25 protein-coding genes are annotated in these 21,320 nt (G+C 48.1%); 3 read left to right on the plus strand and 22 right to left on the minus strand.

Annotated elements, in window-relative coordinates:
• Positions 1-18: 18 nt before the first annotated feature.
• The 14 genes from MJ595_RS01125 to MJ595_RS01190 all read right to left on the minus strand — a co-directional run bounded on the left by MJ595_RS01125 (position 19) and on the right by MJ595_RS01190 (position 13,358).
• A complete protein-coding gene (locus tag MJ595_RS01125) occupies positions 19-399 on the minus strand; it encodes a hypothetical protein (RefSeq protein ID WP_263080681.1) in 381 nt (126 codons plus the stop codon).
• Positions 399-3,194, minus strand: coding sequence for a tape measure protein (locus tag MJ595_RS01130; protein WP_263080682.1), 2,796 nt, complete (start codon positions 3,192-3,194; stop codon positions 399-401). The genes MJ595_RS01125 and MJ595_RS01130 overlap by 1 nt, the downstream gene beginning before the upstream one ends.
• Before the next feature lie 5 nt (positions 3,195-3,199).
• A complete protein-coding gene (locus MJ595_RS01135) occupies positions 3,200-3,940 on the minus strand; it encodes a hypothetical protein (protein ID WP_263080683.1) in 741 nt (246 codons plus the stop codon).
• Between the two features lie 36 nt (positions 3,941-3,976).
• Positions 3,977-4,384, minus strand: a complete 408-nt coding sequence (locus tag MJ595_RS01140; RefSeq protein ID WP_263080684.1) for a hypothetical protein — start codon at positions 4,382-4,384, stop codon at positions 3,977-3,979.
• On the minus strand, positions 4,365-4,859 hold the full coding sequence (locus MJ595_RS01145) for a hypothetical protein (RefSeq protein WP_263080686.1): 495 nt from the start codon (positions 4,857-4,859) through the stop codon (positions 4,365-4,367). The genes MJ595_RS01140 and MJ595_RS01145 overlap by 20 nt, the downstream gene beginning before the upstream one ends.
• A gap of 284 nt (positions 4,860-5,143) precedes the next feature.
• Positions 5,144-6,481, minus strand: coding sequence for an IS1380 family transposase (locus MJ595_RS01150; protein ID WP_263078015.1), 1,338 nt, complete (start codon positions 6,479-6,481; stop codon positions 5,144-5,146).
• 148 nt (positions 6,482-6,629) lie between these two features.
• Entirely contained in the window at positions 6,630-6,917 is a 288-nt protein-coding gene (locus tag MJ595_RS01155) for a hypothetical protein (protein WP_263080687.1), read from the minus strand.
• On the minus strand, positions 6,914-7,909 hold the full coding sequence (locus MJ595_RS01160; RefSeq protein ID WP_263080688.1) for a major capsid protein: 996 nt from the start codon (positions 7,907-7,909) through the stop codon (positions 6,914-6,916). Before MJ595_RS01160 ends, MJ595_RS01155 begins: the two co-directional genes overlap by 4 nt.
• A gap of 62 nt (positions 7,910-7,971) precedes the next feature.
• Positions 7,972-8,325, minus strand: a complete 354-nt coding sequence (locus tag MJ595_RS01165; RefSeq protein WP_263080689.1) for a head decoration protein — start codon at positions 8,323-8,325, stop codon at positions 7,972-7,974.
• Between the two features lie 41 nt (positions 8,326-8,366).
• On the minus strand, positions 8,367-9,347 hold the full coding sequence (locus MJ595_RS01170; protein ID WP_263080690.1) for a Clp protease ClpP: 981 nt from the start codon (positions 9,345-9,347) through the stop codon (positions 8,367-8,369).
• Positions 9,334-10,803 (minus strand): phage portal protein, encoded by a 1,470-nt coding sequence (locus MJ595_RS01175; protein ID WP_263080691.1) that lies wholly within the window; start codon positions 10,801-10,803, stop codon positions 9,334-9,336. Before MJ595_RS01175 ends, MJ595_RS01170 begins: the two co-directional genes overlap by 14 nt.
• 3 nt (positions 10,804-10,806) lie before the next feature.
• Entirely contained in the window at positions 10,807-11,007 is a 201-nt protein-coding gene (locus tag MJ595_RS01180) for a hypothetical protein (RefSeq protein WP_263080692.1), read from the minus strand.
• Positions 11,008-11,013: 6 nt separating this feature from the next.
• Positions 11,014-12,879 (minus strand): phage terminase large subunit family protein, encoded by a 1,866-nt coding sequence (locus MJ595_RS01185; protein ID WP_263080693.1) that lies wholly within the window; start codon positions 12,877-12,879, stop codon positions 11,014-11,016.
• On the minus strand, positions 12,867-13,358 hold the full coding sequence (locus MJ595_RS01190; RefSeq protein ID WP_263080694.1) for a hypothetical protein: 492 nt from the start codon (positions 13,356-13,358) through the stop codon (positions 12,867-12,869). The genes MJ595_RS01185 and MJ595_RS01190 overlap by 13 nt, the downstream gene beginning before the upstream one ends.
• 128 nt (positions 13,359-13,486) lie before the next feature.
• Between MJ595_RS01190 and MJ595_RS01195 the strand changes: the two genes are divergently transcribed.
• The 3 genes from MJ595_RS01195 (at position 13,487) to MJ595_RS01205 (ending at position 14,649) form a co-directional block, all read left to right on the plus strand.
• Positions 13,487-13,963 (plus strand): DUF3489 domain-containing protein, encoded by a 477-nt coding sequence (locus MJ595_RS01195; protein ID WP_263080695.1) that lies wholly within the window; start codon positions 13,487-13,489, stop codon positions 13,961-13,963.
• A 108-nt stretch (positions 13,964-14,071) separates the two neighbouring features.
• Entirely contained in the window at positions 14,072-14,275 is a 204-nt protein-coding gene (locus tag MJ595_RS01200) for a hypothetical protein (protein WP_263080696.1), read from the plus strand.
• A 20-nt stretch (positions 14,276-14,295) separates the two neighbouring features.
• Positions 14,296-14,649 (plus strand): DUF3768 domain-containing protein, encoded by a 354-nt coding sequence (locus MJ595_RS01205; RefSeq protein WP_263080697.1) that lies wholly within the window; start codon positions 14,296-14,298, stop codon positions 14,647-14,649.
• A 115-nt stretch (positions 14,650-14,764) separates the two neighbouring features.
• Here the strand turns inward: MJ595_RS01205 and MJ595_RS01210 are convergent, their stop codons facing one another.
• The 8 genes from MJ595_RS01210 to MJ595_RS01245 form a co-directional block, all read right to left on the minus strand.
• Entirely contained in the window at positions 14,765-15,577 is an 813-nt protein-coding gene (locus MJ595_RS01210; RefSeq protein WP_263080698.1) for a hypothetical protein, read from the minus strand.
• Between the two features lie 97 nt (positions 15,578-15,674).
• Positions 15,675-16,373, minus strand: a complete 699-nt coding sequence (locus MJ595_RS01215; RefSeq protein ID WP_263080699.1) for a hypothetical protein — start codon at positions 16,371-16,373, stop codon at positions 15,675-15,677.
• Positions 16,360-16,983, minus strand: coding sequence for a ParB/Srx family N-terminal domain-containing protein (locus tag MJ595_RS01220; RefSeq protein ID WP_263080700.1), 624 nt, complete (start codon positions 16,981-16,983; stop codon positions 16,360-16,362). Before MJ595_RS01220 ends, MJ595_RS01215 begins: the two co-directional genes overlap by 14 nt.
• A gap of 1 nt (position 16,984) precedes the next feature.
• The gene (locus MJ595_RS01225; protein ID WP_263080701.1) at positions 16,985-17,353 is read right to left on the minus strand and encodes a holin family protein; all 369 of its coding nucleotides are present in this window, start codon (positions 17,351-17,353) and stop codon (positions 16,985-16,987) included.
• Positions 17,350-17,775: an N-acetylmuramoyl-L-alanine amidase gene (locus tag MJ595_RS01230; RefSeq protein ID WP_263080702.1), complete on the minus strand. Its 426-nt coding sequence runs from the start codon at positions 17,773-17,775 to the stop codon at positions 17,350-17,352. Before MJ595_RS01230 ends, MJ595_RS01225 begins: the two co-directional genes overlap by 4 nt.
• A 133-nt stretch (positions 17,776-17,908) precedes the next feature.
• The gene (locus MJ595_RS01235; protein WP_263080703.1) at positions 17,909-18,184 is read right to left on the minus strand and encodes a hypothetical protein; all 276 of its coding nucleotides are present in this window, start codon (positions 18,182-18,184) and stop codon (positions 17,909-17,911) included.
• A gap of 189 nt (positions 18,185-18,373) precedes the next feature.
• Entirely contained in the window at positions 18,374-19,900 is a 1,527-nt protein-coding gene (locus MJ595_RS01240) for a hypothetical protein (protein WP_263080704.1), read from the minus strand.
• 184 nt (positions 19,901-20,084) lie between these two features.
• The gene (locus MJ595_RS01245) at positions 20,085-21,032 is read right to left on the minus strand and encodes a DUF1186 domain-containing protein (RefSeq protein ID WP_263080705.1); all 948 of its coding nucleotides are present in this window, start codon (positions 21,030-21,032) and stop codon (positions 20,085-20,087) included.
• Positions 21,033-21,320 lie beyond the last annotated feature (288 nt).

Genomic DNA, 21,320 nt, shown 5'->3' on the forward strand with positions numbered 1-21,320 from the left:
GAGAGCTAATTCAGTTATTTAAATAACAGTTAGAAGTCGAATTGTTATTGAGTAGTAATCATCTAAGGCAGGATTAGAACTATAAAATAATGGCTGTGCCGTTATTGAGCCATTTGCCCGGTCAAAGATAACAGATAGAACCCTGCTATCTGGCAGGGTTAGAGAAAGTGTAGAATTAGCGGATTCGGACAGTGTGACTACCTGATTAACTGTTGCCCTTGTTACCCAGCCAGAATTATTTTCTCCTGATAAAGTAACAGGTCTGCCGTATAGCTTGGGTTGCTCCTGAATTATTAAGCCGCCAGTTAATGTTCGATCAATTTCCTGAGCTACAGGATTCCAGTCAAATTCATCTATCCATAACAAATCATCAGGCAGCTCTATTGTGCCAAGCAACATTAAATCGACCTCATTCCTGTATATTTCAGCATATCAAGTAGTTTGGTTTCATCCCGTGGGTTAATGCCCACATTGATATTGCCGCCGGGGTAGTCCAGGCGAATCACTTTATCTGGTGTTGTTTTCTGTCTTGGTGGTTGCTGTGGTGCCTGAATAGCAGGCTGTGCTTTTCGTTCTTCCCGCTTTTGCTGTGCCGACTGCCTGCGTCGTTCATCATAAATCTGGCTGTTCAGGCTCAGGGCTTTTTGCAGATTTTGCTGTGCGGTGCTGTCACCGCTGGTTTTTGCTTCTTCCAGTTCTGTCTGTAGCTGGCGCTGTCTGGCCTGATACTGGCGTTGTTCTATCTGCTCATTTTTACCTTGCAACCGATCCAGTTCATTTTGCAGGTTTTCCAGTGTGCTTCGGCTGCTATCTGCTAATCGCTCCATTCCTGCTTCGGCCTGTTCAATAGAACGGTTGAGCTGATCGAGGCTTTGCTGATCCAGCAGGTTCATGGTACTGGCGACAGTTTTGCCCTGGCTGACAAAGGCTTCCATACTAACTTTGCCCTGCTCATAGGCATCCATCAGCTCCATTAACGCTATCTTCTGTTCAAGAAATTGAGCCTTGATATAAGCGGCATTGGCTCCGGTTTTTATCAGCCAGCTATCAATACCCGTAGGGTCGGCTGAAATAGTTTCGGATAGTCGCTGTGCTTCTGCCTGTGCCGCTTCAAGCTGGTCTTTCAGGGTGGCAATATCATCCTGTGCCTTGTCGGTGGTGCTCTGGTCTACGCCCTGCATAGACTCAAATGCCTGTACTGCGGCACTACTCATCTGGGCGAGTTCACTGGTGACATTGCTGTAATAACTGGCAAGGGTTTCTGTGACGGATTCTGTGGCCTTGCCTATTTCTTCCTGTTTGCTGGCTGCTTCTTTTGTGGCTTTGCCAAGCTTTTCTGTTTCTTTTGCGGTTTCACCTGTTTCTTCTTTCAGCCCGGTCATGGCTTGTTGGGTAGCAGTCAGGTTTTCCTGTAGCTGTGACTGGTCGGTTGCAACGGTGTCTGCCGTTTTTTGGCTTTCCGCACGAATCGTCTGCTGGGCTTTTTGGTTACTGTCTGAAAAGCCCTCAATAATGCCCTTGAAAGCCGCCTGAATATCATCGGCATCCTGTTTTATCTGTGCGGCATAGCCTTTGCTGGCTGCCTGTAGGGATTTTTGAATCAGGGCTGTTTTTGCTGCCAGCTCATCGGCATTGACGAAAGAAAATAGCTCGCCCGCACCGCTGGCAATCTGGCTAAATACCGAACTGACTGCCAGGCCAAAGGCTTTAACGGAAATAGTGAAGCCATTAAAAAATAGCTTTAAGCTATTGCCGGTTAACGTGAAGGTCTGGTTTAAACCGGATAGCGTAGCACTGATAGAATCACTGGCACCTTTAACTCTGGCTACCACTTCATCGAAGGTAATCCCGGCAAAGTTGGCCTTGATGGCCTCGCCCATTTGCACAAAGGCATCACTGATAGATTGTGCCAGCCTGGACAGACGACCATCTTCGCCCATCCGGGCTATCTGTTCACTGATGGCCTTTAACTGAGCCTTGGCATAATCCAGCGCACCACTTTGGGCAATTTCATCCAGAAAGTTTTGCCAGCTATCTTTCAGATTGCTTACATAGCCGGATAACAGGCTCATATTCTCTGCGGCAGCACCAGAGGCACTTTTGCCAATTTCATCAATCAGCAGTTTGATAGTTTCCTGGCCGAGCTTACCTGCGGTGGATAGCTTCTGTAATTCCTGTACGTTTTTGCCAGTGGCCTTTTCCAGCAGTGACCAGACCGGCACACCCCGTTCCACTAACTGCAAGATTTCCTCACCTTGCAACTTTTGTTTCGCCCAGGCCTGACCGACAGCCAGGGTGATACCATTCAGCCGTTCCATCCCACCGCCGAGCTTGGACGCCTGATCGACAATGGCCTGCATAGTGCCATCCATCGGGTCAAGGCCAAAGGCTTTCAGGCGGACAAAGGATTCTGCCACTTGCTCGAGCTGATAGGGAGTGTCCCGTGTAAACTGTTTAATCCACTGAACCGCCGCTTCACCCTGCTCGACGGAACCCATCACCGCATTAAGCTGTACCCGCAAGCGCTCAAACTGATCGCCGGTATTCAGTATCCCTGTCATCGCTCGCTTTAAGCCATAAAGGCCAACGGTCGCACCGACCAGTGCCGCAAAGCGCCCTGATAACCGTTGCAGACTGCCCGATGCCCGGTCTGCATCTTTTGATAATTTGCTGAATGACTGGTTTTTGATATTACGGGCTGTGCTTTTTACCCGACTGTTTAGGGTTTCAAAAGCAGTGCTGGTTTGTTTGAGTTCCTTCTGTAATTTATTCTGTTGTGCCGTCAGATTACGATTAGAAAGACCAGCGTCTTTTAAACCACTTCGTAACTGACTCAGTTTCTCCCGTTGCTTCTGATAGGACTGATTAGCCGCAATAACTGACTTTCTGGCTGCCTCCAATGACTGCTGCATCTGGCGAGAGGGTTTATCAGCATTGCCATACTCCCTCGCCAGTTGCTCAACCTTTTCCTCCGCCTCCCGATAGGCTTTGCCAGCATCCCGCACCGCCTGAGTCTGGGCTTTAAAGGACGATAACAGCTTGTCCTGTTGTTGCAGGTCAGACAGTCTGGTTTTTAGCTGGCGAGCTTCTTCCCTGAGCTTTTCAAGGGATGAGGCCGACTGGCTAACCGGGCGAGAGAGGGCATCCCTCGCCTTTAAAACCAGCCGGATTGCAGATTGTTTGATTGAAGCCATAGTTTTTACTGGGCAAGGTCAAGTTGCATGAAAGGGCTTAAACCGTTTCCGGTGATTGAGGTATCTGCCAGAACATCAATCTGCAAAGGAATACTGGCAAAGTCATCGGAGATAAAGCCGAGGTTTTGCACTGGTGAGAACTTCACCCGATGCACCCGGATATTGAAGGGTAAGCCTTCCTGTGCATCATTCAGCCCTTCCATAAACAGGATAAATTCACGACCCGACTCCACCAATGCCTGCACCATATTGGCCTGAACAGGGGTATAGCTAACTTTTACACCCTGATTATCAATACCACCGCCATCAAGCACCTTAATACCGGATTTCACCCGTTCATAATCATCCCCTTCCGTAAGCACTGTATCCAGACTGTCTTTCACTGTAAGGAATTGGCTGTTATCAGGCAGGCTATTGAACGGAATCAGCTCATCTGCTACACCATAGCTAACCAGTTCTTCGTCAACCACGGCTGTTGTGGAGATGGCTGCCACACTGCCACGTAAAGCCAGGGAAATATTATCAGCAGTGAAGTCATGAGCAACAACACTGGCTGTAATACCGGACACCCGGCTGATAACATTACGGTTGCCGCCACCGCCCAGATAGTTCTTCAGCTCTTTCCGGTCTTCCTCAAAACTGAAGGTAAACTCACTGACGTTACCCAATGGCAGCAGGGGAGCGGATTTATCATAGGGCTGGATATGAATCTGGCCTGCACCGATAAAGCTGCGTTCTGTAGACATGATACGTTCCTTGTAAGGTAGGGGTTAAAGGAAGTGTTAAAGGACGGCTTCCACTGTCAGTGCCATATCCGCAAAGGAAAGCTGGCCATGACCGGGAGCTATATCAAACTGGGTTTCTTCCAGGGAGTGTTTTCTGGCTTGGCTGCAAATGCGTTCATCGCTGTCTAATGCCTGTCGAATAGCGCAGGTATAAATCAGTAATTCCTGGGTGGTGTTATCTGTGGTTTTGACGGCAGTGCTGATATTGAACCGGAATTGATACCGGGCTTTATTGCCTTGCCGTCCCAATTCATCGAGGGACTCCAACTGCACCATAATAAACGGGGCATTGTCCCTGTCCTGCACCCCTGTGGCTGAATAGCCCAGCAGGACATTCTCTGTCACCGTCTCTAACCGGCTAACTACAGCATTCAAAATAGCAGTTTCATTCGATGCCAAGGGCATAATGCAGCTCCTGTTGCATCAGGGTATTAAGCCGTTCTTGTAGTTTGGGCAGCAGGGTATTCAGTGCGGCAACAGCGTCTTGATGGATACTGTTTTTTTGCATCTTGATCGGCAACCCCATCCACATCCATCGGCCTGAGCGACGGGAGCGAACATATTTGTGTTCCCAGTTGTCAGTTCGCTTGAATACCAGTTCTTTATCATTGTTTTTTGAGGGGAGGGTAAAAGCGCCCTGCCAGAATTTTCTGCCGGTTTTAACGCCTTTCGCCATTTGCCGGGGTTTGCCGTAATAGTGTGCGGCTATTTCATTGGTGCCGATAAAGACATCCAAAGCGTAATTATTAACAGCATTATTAGGCGTAAAGACTTTGATTCTCACCCGCCCCAAGGCTTTCAACTGCTTCTGGGTAATGGGATGCACACGGCTTATTTCACGAAAAACCTGACGTTCGGTAAAACGGCTCAGTTTGCTCATGGCTCGCCGGACTGCCTTATCTACTTTATCCGGGGCATCCTGAAATTCGTTAAACAGTTCCTGAATCCGTGATTTCTTGATTTGCCCGGCAGTTTTGAAAATGTGCTGATTAATTTTTTCCTTTGAAAATAACTCGGGTTATTGATTGAAGTGTTTTTATGTCGTTTTTAAGCATAAATGCTGATCAAAATATCATCAAACTTGAAGACAGGTTGAAAGAAGCCCTACCGTTATCAATACAGTACTTTCTCATTTATGGCATTTTTTTCTATCTCGCTATTCAATCAACAAAGTGCATGCTGGCTTATTAATTGATGGAAAGACCTGAAACCAGGACAGTAACGACCAAAGCGTAGCCGGTATTGATGTCCTTTTTTCAGAAGACGGGCAGCCAGGTAGATGAGTTCCTGTATCACGGTTTTTAACCGGCGTCGTTTGGCTTTATGACGTACCGGCGCATCTGGCCCGAGCAAGCAACTCTGCCCCATGTAGCGCAGAATGTTATAGACCAGTGCACCCAAACACATCACCAGGTCGTTGGTGTCAAACTTGCCTGAAGGCAGGCGCTCTAAATCCATATCAGTCTTCAACTCACTGTGAAACTGCTCGCTGGTCGCATGATCCTCATAAAGATTAATGATCTGATCATCGCTGTAGTCAGCTTCGCTGAGTGTTGTCCACCATCCTTCCAGCTCATAATCGGGTGTCAGAAATCTCTGCCCTACAGTATCAGTGGTACGCTTGATAATGCGAATAATCAGACGCTGGTTACCATAGTTGGTTTCATAGACGGTTGAGAGTGTCGCATAACTCTTTCCTGGACGCGACTCCTCCCATTTGACTTGCTTTTCTTCAAAAATGGGGAGCCAGTGTTCCTTGGTGTGATACTTTCTTGGGTTGAGCTTGATAATGTGATTCACACCTTTGAACCCGGCGATTTCCCGGCGCGATTCCTCAGCATCGTGGCCACTATCAAGGCGAACCAGAATAGGCGCTCGGGTCAAACGTCGGCTGCGGTGCAGCACTGCTTGTAAAAAGCCAATAAAATCATTCTGGGAGTGCTGAGAGCCTGGGCGTAATTCACATCCCAGGCACCAGCCTTCGCAGCCAAAGTAAGCGGCAATAGGGGCATAACCAAAGAATTTTTTATACGTGTACTCGACCCCCTCCTTTTTGGTATTGCTGTTATCCATAGGGAATACGTCGATATCCAGTGGTATGTGCTGCTTCTTATCGAGTTTTTTCGGAAGGGGTGTGACGGGCACCTGAAGATTAACCAGGACATCGGTAAGGCTGTCCTCGATGAAAGGAATCAGTTGGGCGGCATCTTCATTGAAACGCTGTCTTAAGCGGCTGGCTGAAGGCATTTGTTTAATGCCCATTGCCAACCGGAACCAGTCGTTATCCCGGTTATTATCAACATTATCAAAATCACTTTTACCCTGAGCCAGTTGGCCGCAGTAAGCTCTGATCAGGTCGATATGAGTGATACGGTGCCTTTTTTTTATTTTGCGCAGGGATTTGCTTAACGCTGTCTTTTTGTTGAGTGCATGACCAACGAAATAAAGCCCTGCGACCGGTGTATAAAATTCCGTCTGTGATTGTTCAATTTTCAGTTTCACAAAAATGCACCCAGGTGGTGAAAATTAGAGTGGGTGCATTTTAACTTGGAACTTACGTTTTGTGGTTGATCCAGAGGAGTTGGGCTACAGTGAACTCACGGATTCAGGCAGTTGCTCAAGATCGGCGCTGATATCGATACTGTAGAAGCTACTGCTCATATAAATTCCATGTGACCAGATAGCCGTCTTCTTTCAGCTTGCGGTCAACCCGCCATTTATCACCAATCCGGTCACCCCGGTTAAGTGTGAGGCGGGCATCGACGCTGATAACGGTCACTTGCTCAACCATGCCCTCCACTTGACCGTTCTCCATCAGCTCTGTGGAAAAAATCCCGCTGGCTTCGATGGTTTCTCCATCTGTGCGGGTTATGGTGATCGGCAGGCCAAAGGTGGCCTGCACTATATCACCGAGCCGTTTTAGCTCATCGTCTATCACGACATCTTCAGCTTGATAACAGCACGAGGCTTGAGGTTGATGGGCAGGGGGTTACTCTGGGTATGGATTTGAACACCCTTATCAAAGTCCATCACCTTCTGCTTGGCATAGCGGGGAAGGCCAACGGTGTTTACGGTTTCCATAAAGTCTGCCGGAGCAAACCATGTCTGGAAAATATCGGCACCTTCCGGGAACAGGAACGCTTCATCAGCCGGAACAAACAACTGACCGCCGACGCTGCCCCGGTATTCTTCCCAGAACACATCAGCAAACTGAAAGCCGCCCTTGGGGTCATTGCGGAGCATGGCACCATCCTGATAACGCTGGTAGGCATCCTTGACGGAATCGTGACCGACGTAGGCATCATAGAAGTCGGCACCACAAACCGCCCGCAGGCCAGTGTAAGGCTGTGCGCCCAGTGCCTTATCTACCTTACGGCGGGCTTTGACGGTTTCAATGCGTACATCAGTGGTCGCAGTACTTAATGCGAAGGTATGGCTCTGCTGGGTAACACCGAACTCGCTGAACAGGTCATAAATAACACTGGTGCCATCAGCATCCAGAATCTTACCCTTGAGCGCACCCATTCTCAGGTGCTCCAACGTCACTTCATGGTTAGCGTTCATCTGGGACAGACGACCATTAACCACTGACTGCACACCCTGTAAGGTGTCATCAGTACCAAAGGCACGAATGCCGGAAACCTCAGCAGCCAGGATAGTACTGTCATAAGGAATATGAGGAACCACAAAGCTGCGAACCTTGCGCTTTTGCCCGGTTGCCTGTGGTGCAGGTGCGCCACGCAGGGCAGTGGGCAGCAGCTTTAGCTCACCGTTAATGCTTTCCACCACGGCAGTAGACGTGGTGATACCGCTTTCACGGAACAGCCCCAGCTCCCCCAGACGACCCGGCTTCAGTTCCTGATCGTTAATGGTGGCGGTCAAGCTGGTCAGGCTGAACGCATCATCGTTAAAAATATCCAGCAATGCCATGTGCTATCTCCCTGATAACTAAATATTAAAATCCGTTTTGTGGTCTAACAAAGCAGAATGGATTAGCTGCGAACAACAATGTCATGTGCCGCTAGTTCATCAATGGCTTTGTCTATATCATCTTCCGAAAGATTTTCAGGCCATACCAATAAAGCAGCCTTGACTTCTGCCAGGCGAACAATAGCCAAACCTTGTCCATCATTATCCCCAGATTCAACATCCGCAAAAATCACACCTGCGGCTCCGCTAGATGTAAGATCGTAAGCTTTGTAATAGCCGTCGCTGGTTTTGGTTAATACCTCTCCAACAACATAAGACTTATTTGCAAGAAGTTTTACGTTTTCACGGCTTATACTGTTGTTTCCTTCGGATATCAAAAACTCGCCAGTGTGAACGGACTCAGTTTTAACAGTCATGGGAAAATCCTTTTATTGAGGGATTGAGGGATTGAGAGGGGTTAGGCGTTGCGCCTGTTATAGATTGCCTGAGTATCAATAGCGGGCTGCTCTTTGCTTTCCTGCTGTTGCTCAGGGGTTAGGGTGTTGATGATGGGCGTGTCATTCTTGGTTAGCAGATTAAACAGTTCATCTTTTACCGCCTGTGGGCTTTTATTGGCCTTGATAAATTCATCAGCCATATCTTTCCTGGCCGCAGCGCACAGGTTCTTAATGGCAGTAAAGTCGTCCAGCTTATCTTTTACCTGTTGCTCGGTTAGCTTGGCGGTTAGAAATTCGCTGGTTTTTTCTGGATAGCCAGCGTCATTGCATAGGGTTGCAACAGTAATAGCTTCCCCGGCTTTATTTTCCGGTTCTTGTTCCTGCTCTGGCTCTGGTTTCAGACCGATACCTTCTGGCGTATTTTTAAAGCTGGTCAGATCAAAGCTGGCCGCTGCTTTAATGGGTTCATCAATCTGGTCGATAAAACCGGCTGCCAATGCTTCATCGGCATTGAACCACGTCTCATCGTTCATTATGGCTTTCATTTCATCCAGCGACTTGCCGGTTCTGGCAGTGTAAGACACGGCGATACTGTCAGTTATCTTGTCCATCACATCGGCTGTTTTACGCATAGCCTCAGCATCACCACTGGCCCAGCCGAACGGGTTATGAACCATCATCAGGGCATTGTCTGCCATCGTGACGGTATCCCCGGCCATAGCGATAACGCTGGCAATGCTGGCCGCCAACCCTTCGATGGTGACATGGATATTAGCCTTGTGTGCTCTCAAAGCGTTATAAATGGCAATGCCTTCAAACACCATGCCTCCGGGACTGTTAATGCGAACATTAATATCCGTTGCATCAATATCCTTAATTTGATCGACAACATTCTGAGCACTGATACCAAACCAGTCGTCGATATAATCAAAGATATACAACTCTGGCGTTTTATCGGCTTCATTTTTGATAGAAAACCATTGTTTGCTATTCCTGGGCATCGTCCTTGTCCTCAATTATTTCCTGTTCTTTTGGAATATCCCGGCTGTCACTGTCATATTTCAGGTCATAGTTATCCGCTCGCCGGTTATCGGCTGCTACCTCATCATCTATCTGCTCGCTATCATAACCCTGCTCTGAAACCACCTCAGAACGTGACTTAAACCCACTTCTCACCGCCATTTTCTGAGCCTGCATATCCTGTACTGGGTGCATATAAGGCCAGCCGTGAGGAATCCATTTCACCTTGGCCGTTTTGCGTTTATTGGTAGCGTAGTCAGGGGCAGAAACAGCGCCATCGAGCACAGCCATATCCAGCCAACGGCTCCATACAGGCCGACAAAGTTGAAAGATAATCTGGTTCTGCTGTATTTGCTGAATACGACGGCGGAACTCGTTAAGCATTAATCGCAGCGCCCGGTCACTGACTCCCTTCATATCACCAGATAGCAATTCAAAAGGCAGGCCAATCCCGGCACTGATAGCCATCAGCTGCTGGCGCATAAAGTTGGGATAATCGCTACTGGTGCCGGGAGGGGTGTTAAATGCCACTTCCTCACCGGGGGCTAGTTCCTGCATAGTGCCGGGTTCCATAGCCACCATTGGCAGATCACCATTGCTATAATCCAACGGCTTCCCGGTTAATGGGTCAACGGCTCCCGCCTCCGGGCTGGGCTTGGTAATAAAGCCTGTGAATAAGTTGGCGATTTCCTGCCTAAGCAAAGTGGCATCATCGAACTTATCCAGGTGAAACATTCTCAGCAGCACTTGGGTTAACAATGGCTGCCCTCGTAACTGTCCCGGTCTTAATGGTTCGTAGATATGCAATACATCGTCTGCGGGAACCCGGACTAATTTTGAGCTGTCAAAGCTGGTTTCTGCCGGATGTTCTTTGTGCATCCAGTAAGCCACACGCCGACCCACCTTATCGAACTCAATACCGGCCTTGATAATGTTGCCGCTGCTAATTGTGTCGTTGTAATGAAGGGGAACATACTCAGCCTCTACAATTTGAAGCTGTAGGGGAACAATTAAATTATCCTCTGGCCGCCGATTTCTCATCCGTACAAAGCATTCACCGGCCTCAAACATGCTTCGGGCTGCAATAGACTGCTGGCCATAAAAACTTAAAACACCGTCCGGGTCGCTGACTTCTGACCACTGCAAGAACAAATCCTGTAGCAGCTCTCTCAATCCGTCATCCTGTGCCAGTGATTTTGGGGTAATACCACGGCCAACCACATTGCTGACCAGCTTCTCAAGACCACTGCTTGCCCACGGGTCATTGCGTATAGCAGCCCTTGACCGGCTGATAAGTTTAGGCAGGTCAGCCTGTAGCTGGCGAGTGGGGCCTGTCACCGGGGCATACCAACTGGCTGCCCGTCGCCCGGTTCCCGCCCCGGTATATGCCGAGTTCTTTGGCATAATCATCCGGGCTAGTCTTTCCCTGAATCCCATGTATTAAATTCCCTTGGATGAATACACGCCATACTGACGGGGACGTTTATTCTGCCTGGCTAACTCTCGCTCTATAGCGTTTAACCTGCGTTCCATCTCACCAAAGCTGCTGTACTCTACCTTCCGCCCTTCAAACTCTACGGTCTTGGTTTCACGCAGTAGCACAGCCCGTTTTAGGGCTTCGTATTCGGCTTGGGTAATCATGATTCTCTATCCGTTGAGGTATGCGCTTCTGGTGACTCTGCGAGCCGCTTGCTTTGCAGGAGAGGTTTGTTCTGATTGTTCCTGCTCTGCCATTTCCTCCGGCCCAGGCCGTTCCAGTGCCAGCCGGTCAAGGTTGATGCCTTTGTGCTGTTGCAGAATACGGACGGCTGTGAGTGAATAAACCCGGCAATCCAGTGCCTCATTTCTTCGGCCTTTGGCATCCCAGTAGAAATAGGGAATGCCATTTTTAAACTTCTTGAGCTTTTCTTCTGCGGTGGCCTGCCTGAAATAATCTTCATCAAAGCAGTCTTTAACCGGCCAGTGACAATAACCGCCACCCGGCTCAGTAATCCGGTATCGCTGATAAACCAGTTCTTTAGCGGTATCCGTACCGACCAATGTCAGATACACGCCTTTTTTATTCTTGGTTTTGGGAAAGGTAGCGATAGGCTTGCCAGCCTGTGAAGCCCCCTTGATGGGGATAGCCCATTCAGCCCCTTGCTTGCGGCAGAAAGCATATACTTCATCAGTAAAGTGGCCACCACTGTCTATACAGCACTGCGCCACGTTCATTAAGGTGCCATCTTGCCGGGTAAAGATTTTTCTCAGCATGTCACCCAAAGCATCCCAGATAGGTTGCCGGGAAAGATCCCCGTATAAACGACCATAATCAATCGACCAGCTTTCCTCGCCAGCGCCCCAGCCGGTTATTTCAAACTCAAAGCGGTCATCCTGAACGTCTACACCCACGGTTAGCACTTCTACCCACCACGGCACCTCTGCCGGGTAATGCTCTCGGCGGTTATATAACAGCTCATGTTCGACGGTTTCCCCTTTGTCCTGCCATGTCTGGCCGAGCACTGTATTAGTAAATTCTTTCAGCTTGAGGGGATTTTTGCGGGCTGCCAGAAAATCTTCTACCGCCTGGCTCCAGCTATACCACCCGTGTGGACTGTATAAGGCAGAGAGGTGATAGCTTCTTATTTTGTCTTTTTGCTGCGGGTTTTCCGGTATCCATTCACCGGCTGGCAGTAGTTTTAATTTATCCCGGTCATAATGGGCATGGCCGCACTTCTTGCATTCAAACCGGGCTGTGTCCGGGTCATGGTTATCGAATTTAATCTGCGCCCAGTCAATAACCTGCCTATGGCCACAGCCTAGGCAAGGCACATAATAACGACGTTGATCGCCTTGTTCAAAAGCATTCTCTATTTTACTGGTTCCGGCAATATTGGGCGTGGATACCATGAAGATTTTTTTATTATTGCTGAACGTGGCGGTTCGCTTGATCGCCAGATTGATCGGCTCACCTTCACCATCAACATCTTCTTCATAAGCATCCACTTCATCCAGAAACAAATACCGGCAAGGCATTGAGCGCAGACCGGCAGCACTGTTTGCCCCGGTCAATATAAGCACCCCGTTCGGGTATTCCTTGCTCATCAGGGTATTACCACTGTCACGGCTTCTGGGGTCACGCACCTTATCCCGCAGGGCTGGGGTTTCCTCAATCATCGGAGCAATACGCTGCTTACTGGTTCGCTTGGCCATGTCCAGCGTGGGCAGTACATACATCATGGGACCCGGCACATGGTCTATGACATAGCCCAGAAAGTTATTGCCACACTCGGTTCCGCCTGTCTGTACGCCTTTCATGAAAGCGACTTGCTGTACTGGCGATGTGGGGGAGAGACAATCCATTATTTCCCGCAGGTAAGGGGTTCGCTCCGTTCGCCAGCGACCCGCTTCTTTTGATGACTTGGCAGTCAGTACCCGTTTCTGATCAGCCCATTCAGACACCGTTAGCCTGGCATCCGGTTTTAGTCCCTGAAAAAAGCCCTGCAGGTAAGGTGATGGATTTAATTCTCGCATGATCGGTTAAGGGCTGATTCCAGTTCTTCCAGCAACAGGTTTTTAATCGTGAGCGGGTTATCCTCAGCACTTAACAGGTCGGCTATCCGATCCGGTATGCCTAACAGCTCATCCCTTAATATCCGGCCTGCCTTGAAGGCGTCGTCTTTTACTTTTGAGGCATCGGTCAGCTTCCCGGCTTTTTCCTCATATTCCAGCTTGGTCAGTTTTGCCTTGAAGGCCTCCCGCATGGTGCGGGCATCTACATAACTGATCCCCTGTCCGGGTTTGGCCGGTAATGGCAAGCCGTTATCGGAGGAGGCATTAATGTCCCGGATGGCAGTGGAAGGGTCTGCATGTTTTGCCATGGATGCCAGTGCCTCCCGAGAATCAATCCTGCCATTTCTGAGCGTGATAATTCCCTTTTTTACCAGCTTGTGAATATAAGGCTTGGAGACTCCCTGCTGCCGGGCAAATTCAGCCTGTGTCACTAATGCCATGAGGAACAAACGCCCCTTTGAATCGGCAAAATAAAGGCCGTTTTGGGCTTGCACTGCCACTGTCGTGAGCCAAGCTGAGGTCAGGCGGAGGGAAAACCGAAGCCGGAAAGGAAAACAGCATAAGGAGAATGATGATGAAAATTAAATTAACCCCAAAACAAAAGAAAGTAATGATGGCTGCGAATAAAAACGGCAAATTGCCCAAGAAAGTAACCCAGGACTCCCCGAAGGTTGTAGAAAACCTGAAGGAGAAAGGCCTTGTAAAACAGAAAAAAGCCGCTAACGGCAAGAAAGAAACCACCCTGACCAAAAAAGGCGAGCAGGCGGTAAAAGCCACCCAGACGCCCAAGGCGGAAAAGCCGGAAAAGGCCAAAAAGCCCGCCGTTCGCAAGGATACCAAGCAATACAAGATCCTTCAGATGCTCGCCCGTAAAAGCGGAGCCACCATAAAGCAACTGGCCGAGGCCACCGGCTGGAAGGAAACCACGCTACGGGGCACTCCCGGCGCACTGAAAATCAAACTGGGCGTCGAGATAGAGTCCGAGAAGCGGGAGGGCAAAGACACCGTCTACCGCATAACCGGCGGATTAGACGGCCTGCTATAAGGCCTGCCGCAAGCCCCAAACGGGGCTTTTTTTTTCGCCTTTTATCTTGCTGAGCCACCGTAGTGCGCCAGACTCACTCAGACAATACCAACGGACAGGAGAACAACAATGAACAGAAGACCCACCAGACAACAGGCCAACCATATAAAGCAGGTGATTAAGCAAATAGCCCGCACCAGTCTGGAGCTGGAAGCCTTTGAAGCTCTGGGCAGGAGCAATGGCGACTTTATTGCCGAGCCGGTTGTCCAGATAGCCGAGGCGCTGCTTAAGGCCTATGAAGCCGGATACCGGGATGCCCGGAATGAAAAGTAAACGTACAGGGAGCAGTAACCATGAATACCATAACCCACTATAACGACCTGATTAGAAAATCCCTCGCCTTTCCTGAATTCAGAATCACCCTTGATAAAGCCGGTTGCCACTTTCATGTGGTGCTGACACAGGGCGTTCGGCATACCGTTGAAGATATGTTTGACTTATTTTGCAAGATCGCCCTGTTTAATGATTTCAACGAAAATAACGATCCCTACGGGGAGCACGATTTCCTGATAATTCAGCATGAAGGCGAGACGATTTACGCCAAGTTCGACTACTACGACCGCCAGCTGGAATACGGCTCTCCCAACCCTTCCGACCTTGCAAAAACCTGCCGGGTGTTAACCATTATGCTGGCTCATGAATACTAAACGCTGCCCTGCCAAAAGGCCGAAAGGCCTTTTTTTCTCGGCACTTACCTATGCAGCCTCATCACTACGAGCCAAAAAAGTTAACCAAGAGTTAACCCCGTTTTCGGCCCTGACGCTAACGAAACACCGCGCCCCCCGTCCCCCGCAGGGTTTGGTTTGGTGTAGGGACCCCAAGGGGAAATATTGTTCCTTCTAACTGTGGAGGCATGTGCTTCGGAGCTTGTTGATTAACATATTGCAACTGCAGTATTGCGGAAATGTACTGTTGCATTTGAAGCTGCTGCATTTGAAGCTGTTGCATTTGAAACTGTTGCATTTGAAACTGTTGGAGTATTAATTGAACATTCCTGTTTTCTAATACTATTGGGATACAAGAAGAAATAGCAGTTGTATATGTAAACGTTCGATCGATAGCTTGTAGATTTAGAGTCAGAATAATATCCGTAGTTGATAATAGATCATGTTCTAAAGCGTTATATAAAAAAAGGGGGCTTTTCTTAAGTAGTAAGGTATTCATCTGCAAGAATCGTGGATCACTTGCAAGGGTAAGGTTTTGAAAATGTGAATTAAATCCCTCTTCAAATGGTGATGTCTCATGCAGACCGATCTGGCTGGGTCTTTTAAGGCGAAACCGGTCAACACACTTTGTTTTTTTGAATAGAACTAAATCAAAGTCCATGTAAGGTACACTTGTTTGAGGACGATCTTTTGGTAAGAAAAAATGTTTGCCGATATAAACAAAATTCATTTCATCTACACAAATATTTGTAGGGAATAGTTTTGTTTCTCCTCCTTCTTTAGATACTATGAGTTCTATAGTTCTCCAATCGTTATCAACTCCTAATAGGTATCCGGCAGCATAGGTGTTCGAATAGATAATCAATGATACAAGGAGTATATAAAAGGTTTTTTGATAATAATAAAACATATCTAATCACTCAAGAATAAAGTGATAAAAGTGTAGTAAATCCTCCCGGTTTTATTGAAATTTGGAGCGTCCGGGTCGGTATCGCACCGCCGCTGTGTCACTGGTCGTGACCATCGCCTGCTTCGGACGCATGTAAACCTTGCTGGCCTTTGTACATCGTGGCCCCGGCCTCTGCGATGGCAGAGAACGGAATGATGGGAACGGTCAGCCTTTCCCTTGCCGCTGGCTGGATAAAGTAGATATACCGCAGTTGAAAGCCGTCGAGATACTCAGCCCCTTCCGGCAGGGTAGCAGCACCGCCCATCTTTAAAATATTCTTGCCTGCTGTATAGGTAATGCTGGCGGTTACCGTACCGTCAGGCAGCTTGATTATGGAGCTGTTCCTGTTGATCTGGGTGAGTACAAACCCTGCGGCACGATAGATAGTGCCATCACCGCAGCGGGTGGCATCAGAAAACGACAGCACCCATTCAATATTGGGATAATGCTTCTTGATCAGTTTGAAACAGATAGAAATAGCCCGGCTTTCACTATTCCTGGGCAGCCGTTCAGAAAAGGCCATCCGGTTCAGTTCGATAAAATCGTGCCATTGGGTATCTCGTACCAGACCAATGACTTTCCTGCGGTCAATAGGCGGCCCGAACTGCAAGGCACCTTCCAGCCTGCCCTGATAAAAGACACCGAAATTAAGCTGGGAATTATTGCAGACCTTGCCACTGTAATGATTGCGTTTGACGATACGGTCAGCATCTTTCTTGGCGATAAACTTCACCACCAAATCCTTAGCCTTGCCCATTGAATGCCTCGCAGACTCGAGCCAAACCATTCCCGTTTTTATTGCCGTTGCCAGTATCAACAAACTCACCCTGGGCGATGGCGGCCTTGATAGCTGCCATTACACCTTCATACTGGCTCTCGGTCAGGGTAAACGTACACTGCCGCAGGTTATCTTTATCGCCGGAGGCCATGTCTGGTGGTGCTATTTCATCACCATCCAGCGATAGCTCTGCCAACTCTTCATCAGAAAAACCAAGCACATCCAGATCAAAATCCATATCGCCCAGATCAGCTACTTCAACGGCCAGCAAGTCCATATTCCAGTCAGACTTGAGTGCAATGGCATTATCGGCAATAACATACGCCTTCTTCTGCGCCTCGGATAATCCTGCCAGCACCAAACAAGGCACCGTCTTCATACCCAGCTTTTTAGCCGCCATTATTCGCCCGTGGCCTGCGATAACACCACTTTCCTCATCAATCAGGACGGGATTGGTAAAGCCGAACTCTTTAATGCTGGAGCAGATTTGTATGACCTGTTCCTCACTATGTACCCGGCTGTTGTTCACGTAAGGGATAAGGTCGGAGACTTTCTTATTGATCAGCTTGTCGTGTTTTTTAACGGGCATATTATCGTTTTATTTTATCCACAATCTTTTCAACCCCCCGGCTGGCAATATAGCCACCGATGCCCAGCTGGACGATAGCCAACAATTTCAGCTCCACATCTTCTGACAGGTTAGGTGCAGCCCAACCCATCCAACGGACAACAATCAGCCCGGTAAACACCAGCATCACCAGCGGTCGCCAGGAACGTTGTAGCCAACCATCACCCTTGGCTTCTGTTTTGATAACACCAGCCTGCTCAGCCAGCGTATCCAGCTCACCTTTCAGCATCATCTCCGCCAGTACCACTTTTACCTGCTCAGCGTTTTCAGCATCCGGGAAGACCTTATCGATCACCTTGCCCAGAATGGGGATGGCTGCTGCCCAGCTCATTTTATATCGTCCATCCAGTCTTCAACGCTAAAGCAGGGGCAGGCCTTGTAGGGATTGAAATAATCATGGCCATGTACCATTGTGCCCGGATACCGGAGCTGCAAGGTGTCCACCAGCACTTCCAATGCCAGCATCTGATCCGGGGTGAAATTATCTTCCGGCAGGCCGTGGCGACCCAACCCGCCCACCAGACAAATACCAATACTGCAATGGTTATAGCCCAGGGTATGGGCACCGGCCAGATGAGCCTCCCGGCCTTTCTGAATATCGCCGTTCCGCTCAATCACCCAGTGGTAGCCAATATCAGACCAGCCCCTGTCCTGCACATGCCAACGACGGATATCGTCTATGGTGCAGGGCTGGTTAGCGCGGGTAGCCGAGCAGTGGATAATAATATAGAGAGTAGCCATCCGTGGCGTCATAACAGGTTCCTGAATCTGACGAGAGGAGAGTTTTTTTCACCACAGAGGCGCAGAGGACACAGAGTTTTTTTCAGTTTAAACAGACCAGCACCTCTGTGCTCTCTGTGTCTCTGTGGTGAACAATTCAAAGTGGTTATTTTCTAAAAAAGTAGGCAAGCACACCGATAGTGGCCGTGACGACAATCCAGCCAAACCGTTCTACGTAACCCAGCACCACACCACGGGTACTGGTCTGGAACTCCAGCTCGCGGATACGTTTCTCCATATCATCCAGCCGCTTATCCAGCTGGGTCAGTCCCTGGGTCTGATGGGAAATCCGCTCCTCAATCCGTGCCAGCCGGGAGACTGCATCACTGAGCTTATCCAGCTTGGTATCAATCTGGTCAAGGCGGTGAGAGAGGTTCTCCATCGGCTATCCCTCCATGTCATCCACCAGCAATGGGTATAAAAAAAACAGGCACAAAAAAAGCTCACGCCGGTTTGGGGTGAGCTTGGGTCATCATGTAAAAAGATGCCTGAATTTGTAATCGTAGGCAAGGGGATAGTTTAAAGGAAGAGATTTATTTACTCCTGCAAATGCAAAGATAGGGATTTGATTCTAAAAAGCTGTTTTGGGATAGAATTTACCCACCCATTCTTTAACCATATTCTCAAGTACTGAACTGCCTTTGGGAGTAATTAGCAACCAAGGTTTAAGATGTGGGTTGTCCATATTAGGAATGACTAACGAGAATTCATGTTTAGGTAAGTCGCAAACGTTTTTAGCTTTACTTGCTTTTGGCTCTTCTGGTGATTTAGCAAATTGATTGCCTGTTAAGAAATAACAGTTGGTGATGAAGTCCTTGTTTTCTGGAAAGAAATGTATTGATTTTATAATATGGAAATATTGTTTTGAAATCTCAGGGTATGTTTTTTTTGTATTATCTAACTCAACTAACTCACTAGGGTCTGTATTGCCAGCAGTGTAGGCTAAACCAAACACATTAAAACCATTGATTTTTCTATTTTGCGGACTAGTAATTGAAAGTGTATAAGGAGAAAGTAAGTTAATTGTTTCAGGGGGCCATAAATATGTGTTTAAACTAAATACGCTACTTGGTAGAGAATGAGGATTACGTTCAAGATCATCTGTAACATCTAAAACACAACAACATTGGACTCTTTCATTATGTTCTTGTACTGCCGCTAATATACGGGTATTACGTGAGCAATGAGTTGCTTTTTCAACTAGCTTATATAAAGTTTGATACATCTCGCGAGACTGATCGCGAAGTATGCATAAGGGCTTTTCGAGGTGCTCAAAAACACTACAGCCTTGCTCTATAAGTGACTGAATGACGTCTGAATTCAGAGTGTTGAGATCATAAAATACCATATTGTAATTGAGTACTCTTCGATAATTTGTTTCAAATACCGTGAGCCTCATTTCTGCTATCTCAATACCAGAAAGGGTGACCGAGTATACCGCGTAGTGTCTTTTCGCAGACTTTGGCATTCCGATAATATTATCGCAAGTTGGTGACTCTGCCTGATAGCTTGCCCATCCGGTAGGGTCTTCTTGAAACTCAAGGTCACTGCTGTAAGGGGGGGTATACGGTTTTTGTTCCTCTCTCGGTAATGATGCTGGTTTGTGTGGGCTTAATGGCCTTGTTTGACCTGAACTCGATGGTGTAATGTCTTCGATATCCATCTCAATATCGCTATCTTCGTCCAAAGTGATTGGAGAGCTTCTGGTTTGGGCTTGTGGATCTGTATGTTGAACACCAAACATATTATCCGGCTCCATTCCTAAAGCGCTATCGAGTGAATCAAGCCGCTCCTCATTTGGGTTCGACATTTGATGGTGGAACGTATGTCTACTCAACACACTGCTCTGTGTAGAGGTTGTAATATTAGTTTCCACTCTATCGCTAGATGAAGTATCTTCGGTATCTAATTGTGAAGGATAAAACCAGTCATTCCACCGCCAGCCCTCAGGCTCCTCTGGTGACGGACTACGACAGCTTTTTGACCAAATTGGACTATAGTTTAAAAAACTATCACCTTCCATTTCAACCATTGAATAAGCTGTGCTGATAAAAAATATGGTTAAACAAGAGAAGGTTAGATTAGGTATCGATGCCATGATTTTTTAATAATTGATTTTAATATCATTCTTTATAGTCCATCCTGTCGCAGTGTGCCGAACGAATTGCCAACTCCCCCGCGTATTCCCACCACTCCACCCCGTGCCTTCAGCCAATGTTTCCATGAACCGTAGGGAAGGGTGTGGGCGAGATCTCGATTAGCCTCGTTTCAAATCGCCGGGATTAGCCGCAGCATTTCTTGAATTTTTTGCCACTGCCGCAGGGGCAGGGATCATTACGGCCTACTTTAGCGGATTCCCTGATCAGCGGCTCATTACCTGAGTGAATAAGCCTGCCTTCCTGTTCAGGCTCTACGCCCACATCGGGTATTGGCCGGTCAGCAAAGAGTGAACCCAGATCAAACATATCCAGATCATAGTCATCTTCTGATGGATTAAAGCTGGCCCAGTTTTCCAGCTCTGCTATTGTGTCATCGATCAGCGATAGCTTTTCATAGCTATCGAACCGTACTTCACCGGGGTGCTCAAGTATCTCTTTTTCAATGCTGGCCAATTTGCACACCATGGGGTCGACAAGGTCATCCTTGTAGGCCTTGCGAATATCGTCTAGAAGCTCCACAAACCCGAACTCTTCACAGGCAATACAGAGCGTACTCCATACATGGCTTTCCTTGCGGGGCAGCTTCTCCTGAAACAGGCTGCGATAGTAATCAAGCAAATCATCCCGGCTCAGTTGCTGTTGTTGGTTCAGGACATACAGACTACAGAGGGCAGCGGCACCAATAAACTCATCGGTACTCTCTCTTTCAATCAGATCTTTTATCGGGTTCAGGTCACCGTCAAAAACAGACGCCAGAATCCGGTTTAGCCCGGCTGTAATAGCATCACCAATCAGGTACTCAACAGTCTCTGTAGACTGACTACATAGTTTAATTATTACTGGATACGCCCGTTGTTCCCTGAACTGTGCCAGCAGGTAGAGTGCAAACAAAACCATATCCACCGGCGTATCTTCATCAATGTTTTCACCCAGATCAGCCAGCTCCTGTAGATAAGCCAGCAAGTGCGGCGTGATCGCCCCCTGCTGCTCAACGGCTGCCGCCAGCGCCTCTCTCGGGAAGGTGCCCTGATGGTAATGGGAAAGCTCTTTCAGTATGTCTTCAATAATCACGGTATTGCTTCCGCCCTGTGGTGGTGTTGCAGGAATGCCTGATAAAAGTGCCGATTGTAAACGGGCTTTGTGACCGGTGCGACTGTAGCAATAAGCTGTTGGGACTATTCGGGTTCCCCCTACTGGTTTTATTGCCAGATCATCTTCGTATTCCCACCACTTTCACTTGTGCCTTCAGCCAATATAACCCCCTTATTTTCCGTGATACGATGAGCTGTTTTCATGAGACTTAAGTACCGCCAAAATACATACCCTGATGCCTGAATATGCTCGAAATGGTTAAGCAGG

The organism is Endozoicomonas sp. Mp262 (assembly GCF_025643335.1).
Lineage (GTDB): Bacteria > Pseudomonadota > Gammaproteobacteria > Pseudomonadales > Endozoicomonadaceae > Endonucleibacter.

What these genes read in the sequence shown, in the direction of transcription:
- MJ595_RS01125 (WP_263080681.1), bottom strand. Translation starts at nt 399, where the DNA reads ATGTTGCTTGGCACAATAGAGCTGCCTGATGATTTGTTATGGATAGAT.
- MJ595_RS01130 (WP_263080682.1), bottom strand. Translation starts at nt 3,194, where the DNA reads ATGGCTTCAATCAAACAATCTGCAATCCGGCTGGTTTTAAAGGCGAGG.
- MJ595_RS01135 (WP_263080683.1), bottom strand. Translation starts at nt 3,940, where the DNA reads ATGTCTACAGAACGCAGCTTTATCGGTGCAGGCCAGATTCATATCCAG.
- MJ595_RS01140 (WP_263080684.1), bottom strand. Translation starts at nt 4,384, where the DNA reads ATGCCCTTGGCATCGAATGAAACTGCTATTTTGAATGCTGTAGTTAGC.
- MJ595_RS01145 (WP_263080686.1), bottom strand. Translation starts at nt 4,859, where the DNA reads ATGAGCAAACTGAGCCGTTTTACCGAACGTCAGGTTTTTCGTGAAATA.
- MJ595_RS01160 (WP_263080688.1), bottom strand. Translation starts at nt 7,909, where the DNA reads ATGGCATTGCTGGATATTTTTAACGATGATGCGTTCAGCCTGACCAGC.
- MJ595_RS01165 (WP_263080689.1), bottom strand. Translation starts at nt 8,325, where the DNA reads ATGACTGTTAAAACTGAGTCCGTTCACACTGGCGAGTTTTTGATATCC.
- MJ595_RS01170 (WP_263080690.1), bottom strand. Translation starts at nt 9,347, where the DNA reads ATGCCCAGGAATAGCAAACAATGGTTTTCTATCAAAAATGAAGCCGAT.
- MJ595_RS01175 (WP_263080691.1), bottom strand. Translation starts at nt 10,803, where the DNA reads ATGGGATTCAGGGAAAGACTAGCCCGGATGATTATGCCAAAGAACTCG.
- MJ595_RS01180 (WP_263080692.1), bottom strand. Translation starts at nt 11,007, where the DNA reads ATGATTACCCAAGCCGAATACGAAGCCCTAAAACGGGCTGTGCTACTG.
- MJ595_RS01185 (WP_263080693.1), bottom strand. Translation starts at nt 12,879, where the DNA reads ATGCGAGAATTAAATCCATCACCTTACCTGCAGGGCTTTTTTCAGGGA.
- MJ595_RS01190 (WP_263080694.1), bottom strand. Translation starts at nt 13,358, where the DNA reads ATGGCATTAGTGACACAGGCTGAATTTGCCCGGCAGCAGGGAGTCTCC.
- MJ595_RS01195 (WP_263080695.1), top strand. Translation starts at nt 13,487, where the DNA reads ATGATGATGAAAATTAAATTAACCCCAAAACAAAAGAAAGTAATGATG.
- MJ595_RS01200 (WP_263080696.1), top strand. Translation starts at nt 14,072, where the DNA reads ATGAACAGAAGACCCACCAGACAACAGGCCAACCATATAAAGCAGGTG.
- MJ595_RS01205 (WP_263080697.1), top strand. Translation starts at nt 14,296, where the DNA reads ATGAATACCATAACCCACTATAACGACCTGATTAGAAAATCCCTCGCC.
- MJ595_RS01210 (WP_263080698.1), bottom strand. Translation starts at nt 15,577, where the DNA reads ATGTTTTATTATTATCAAAAAACCTTTTATATACTCCTTGTATCATTG.
- MJ595_RS01215 (WP_263080699.1), bottom strand. Translation starts at nt 16,373, where the DNA reads ATGGGCAAGGCTAAGGATTTGGTGGTGAAGTTTATCGCCAAGAAAGAT.
- MJ595_RS01220 (WP_263080700.1), bottom strand. Translation starts at nt 16,983, where the DNA reads ATGCCCGTTAAAAAACACGACAAGCTGATCAATAAGAAAGTCTCCGAC.
- MJ595_RS01225 (WP_263080701.1), bottom strand. Translation starts at nt 17,353, where the DNA reads ATGAGCTGGGCAGCAGCCATCCCCATTCTGGGCAAGGTGATCGATAAG.
- MJ595_RS01230 (WP_263080702.1), bottom strand. Translation starts at nt 17,775, where the DNA reads ATGACGCCACGGATGGCTACTCTCTATATTATTATCCACTGCTCGGCT.
- MJ595_RS01235 (WP_263080703.1), bottom strand. Translation starts at nt 18,184, where the DNA reads ATGGAGAACCTCTCTCACCGCCTTGACCAGATTGATACCAAGCTGGAT.
- MJ595_RS01240 (WP_263080704.1), bottom strand. Translation starts at nt 19,900, where the DNA reads ATGGCATCGATACCTAATCTAACCTTCTCTTGTTTAACCATATTTTTT.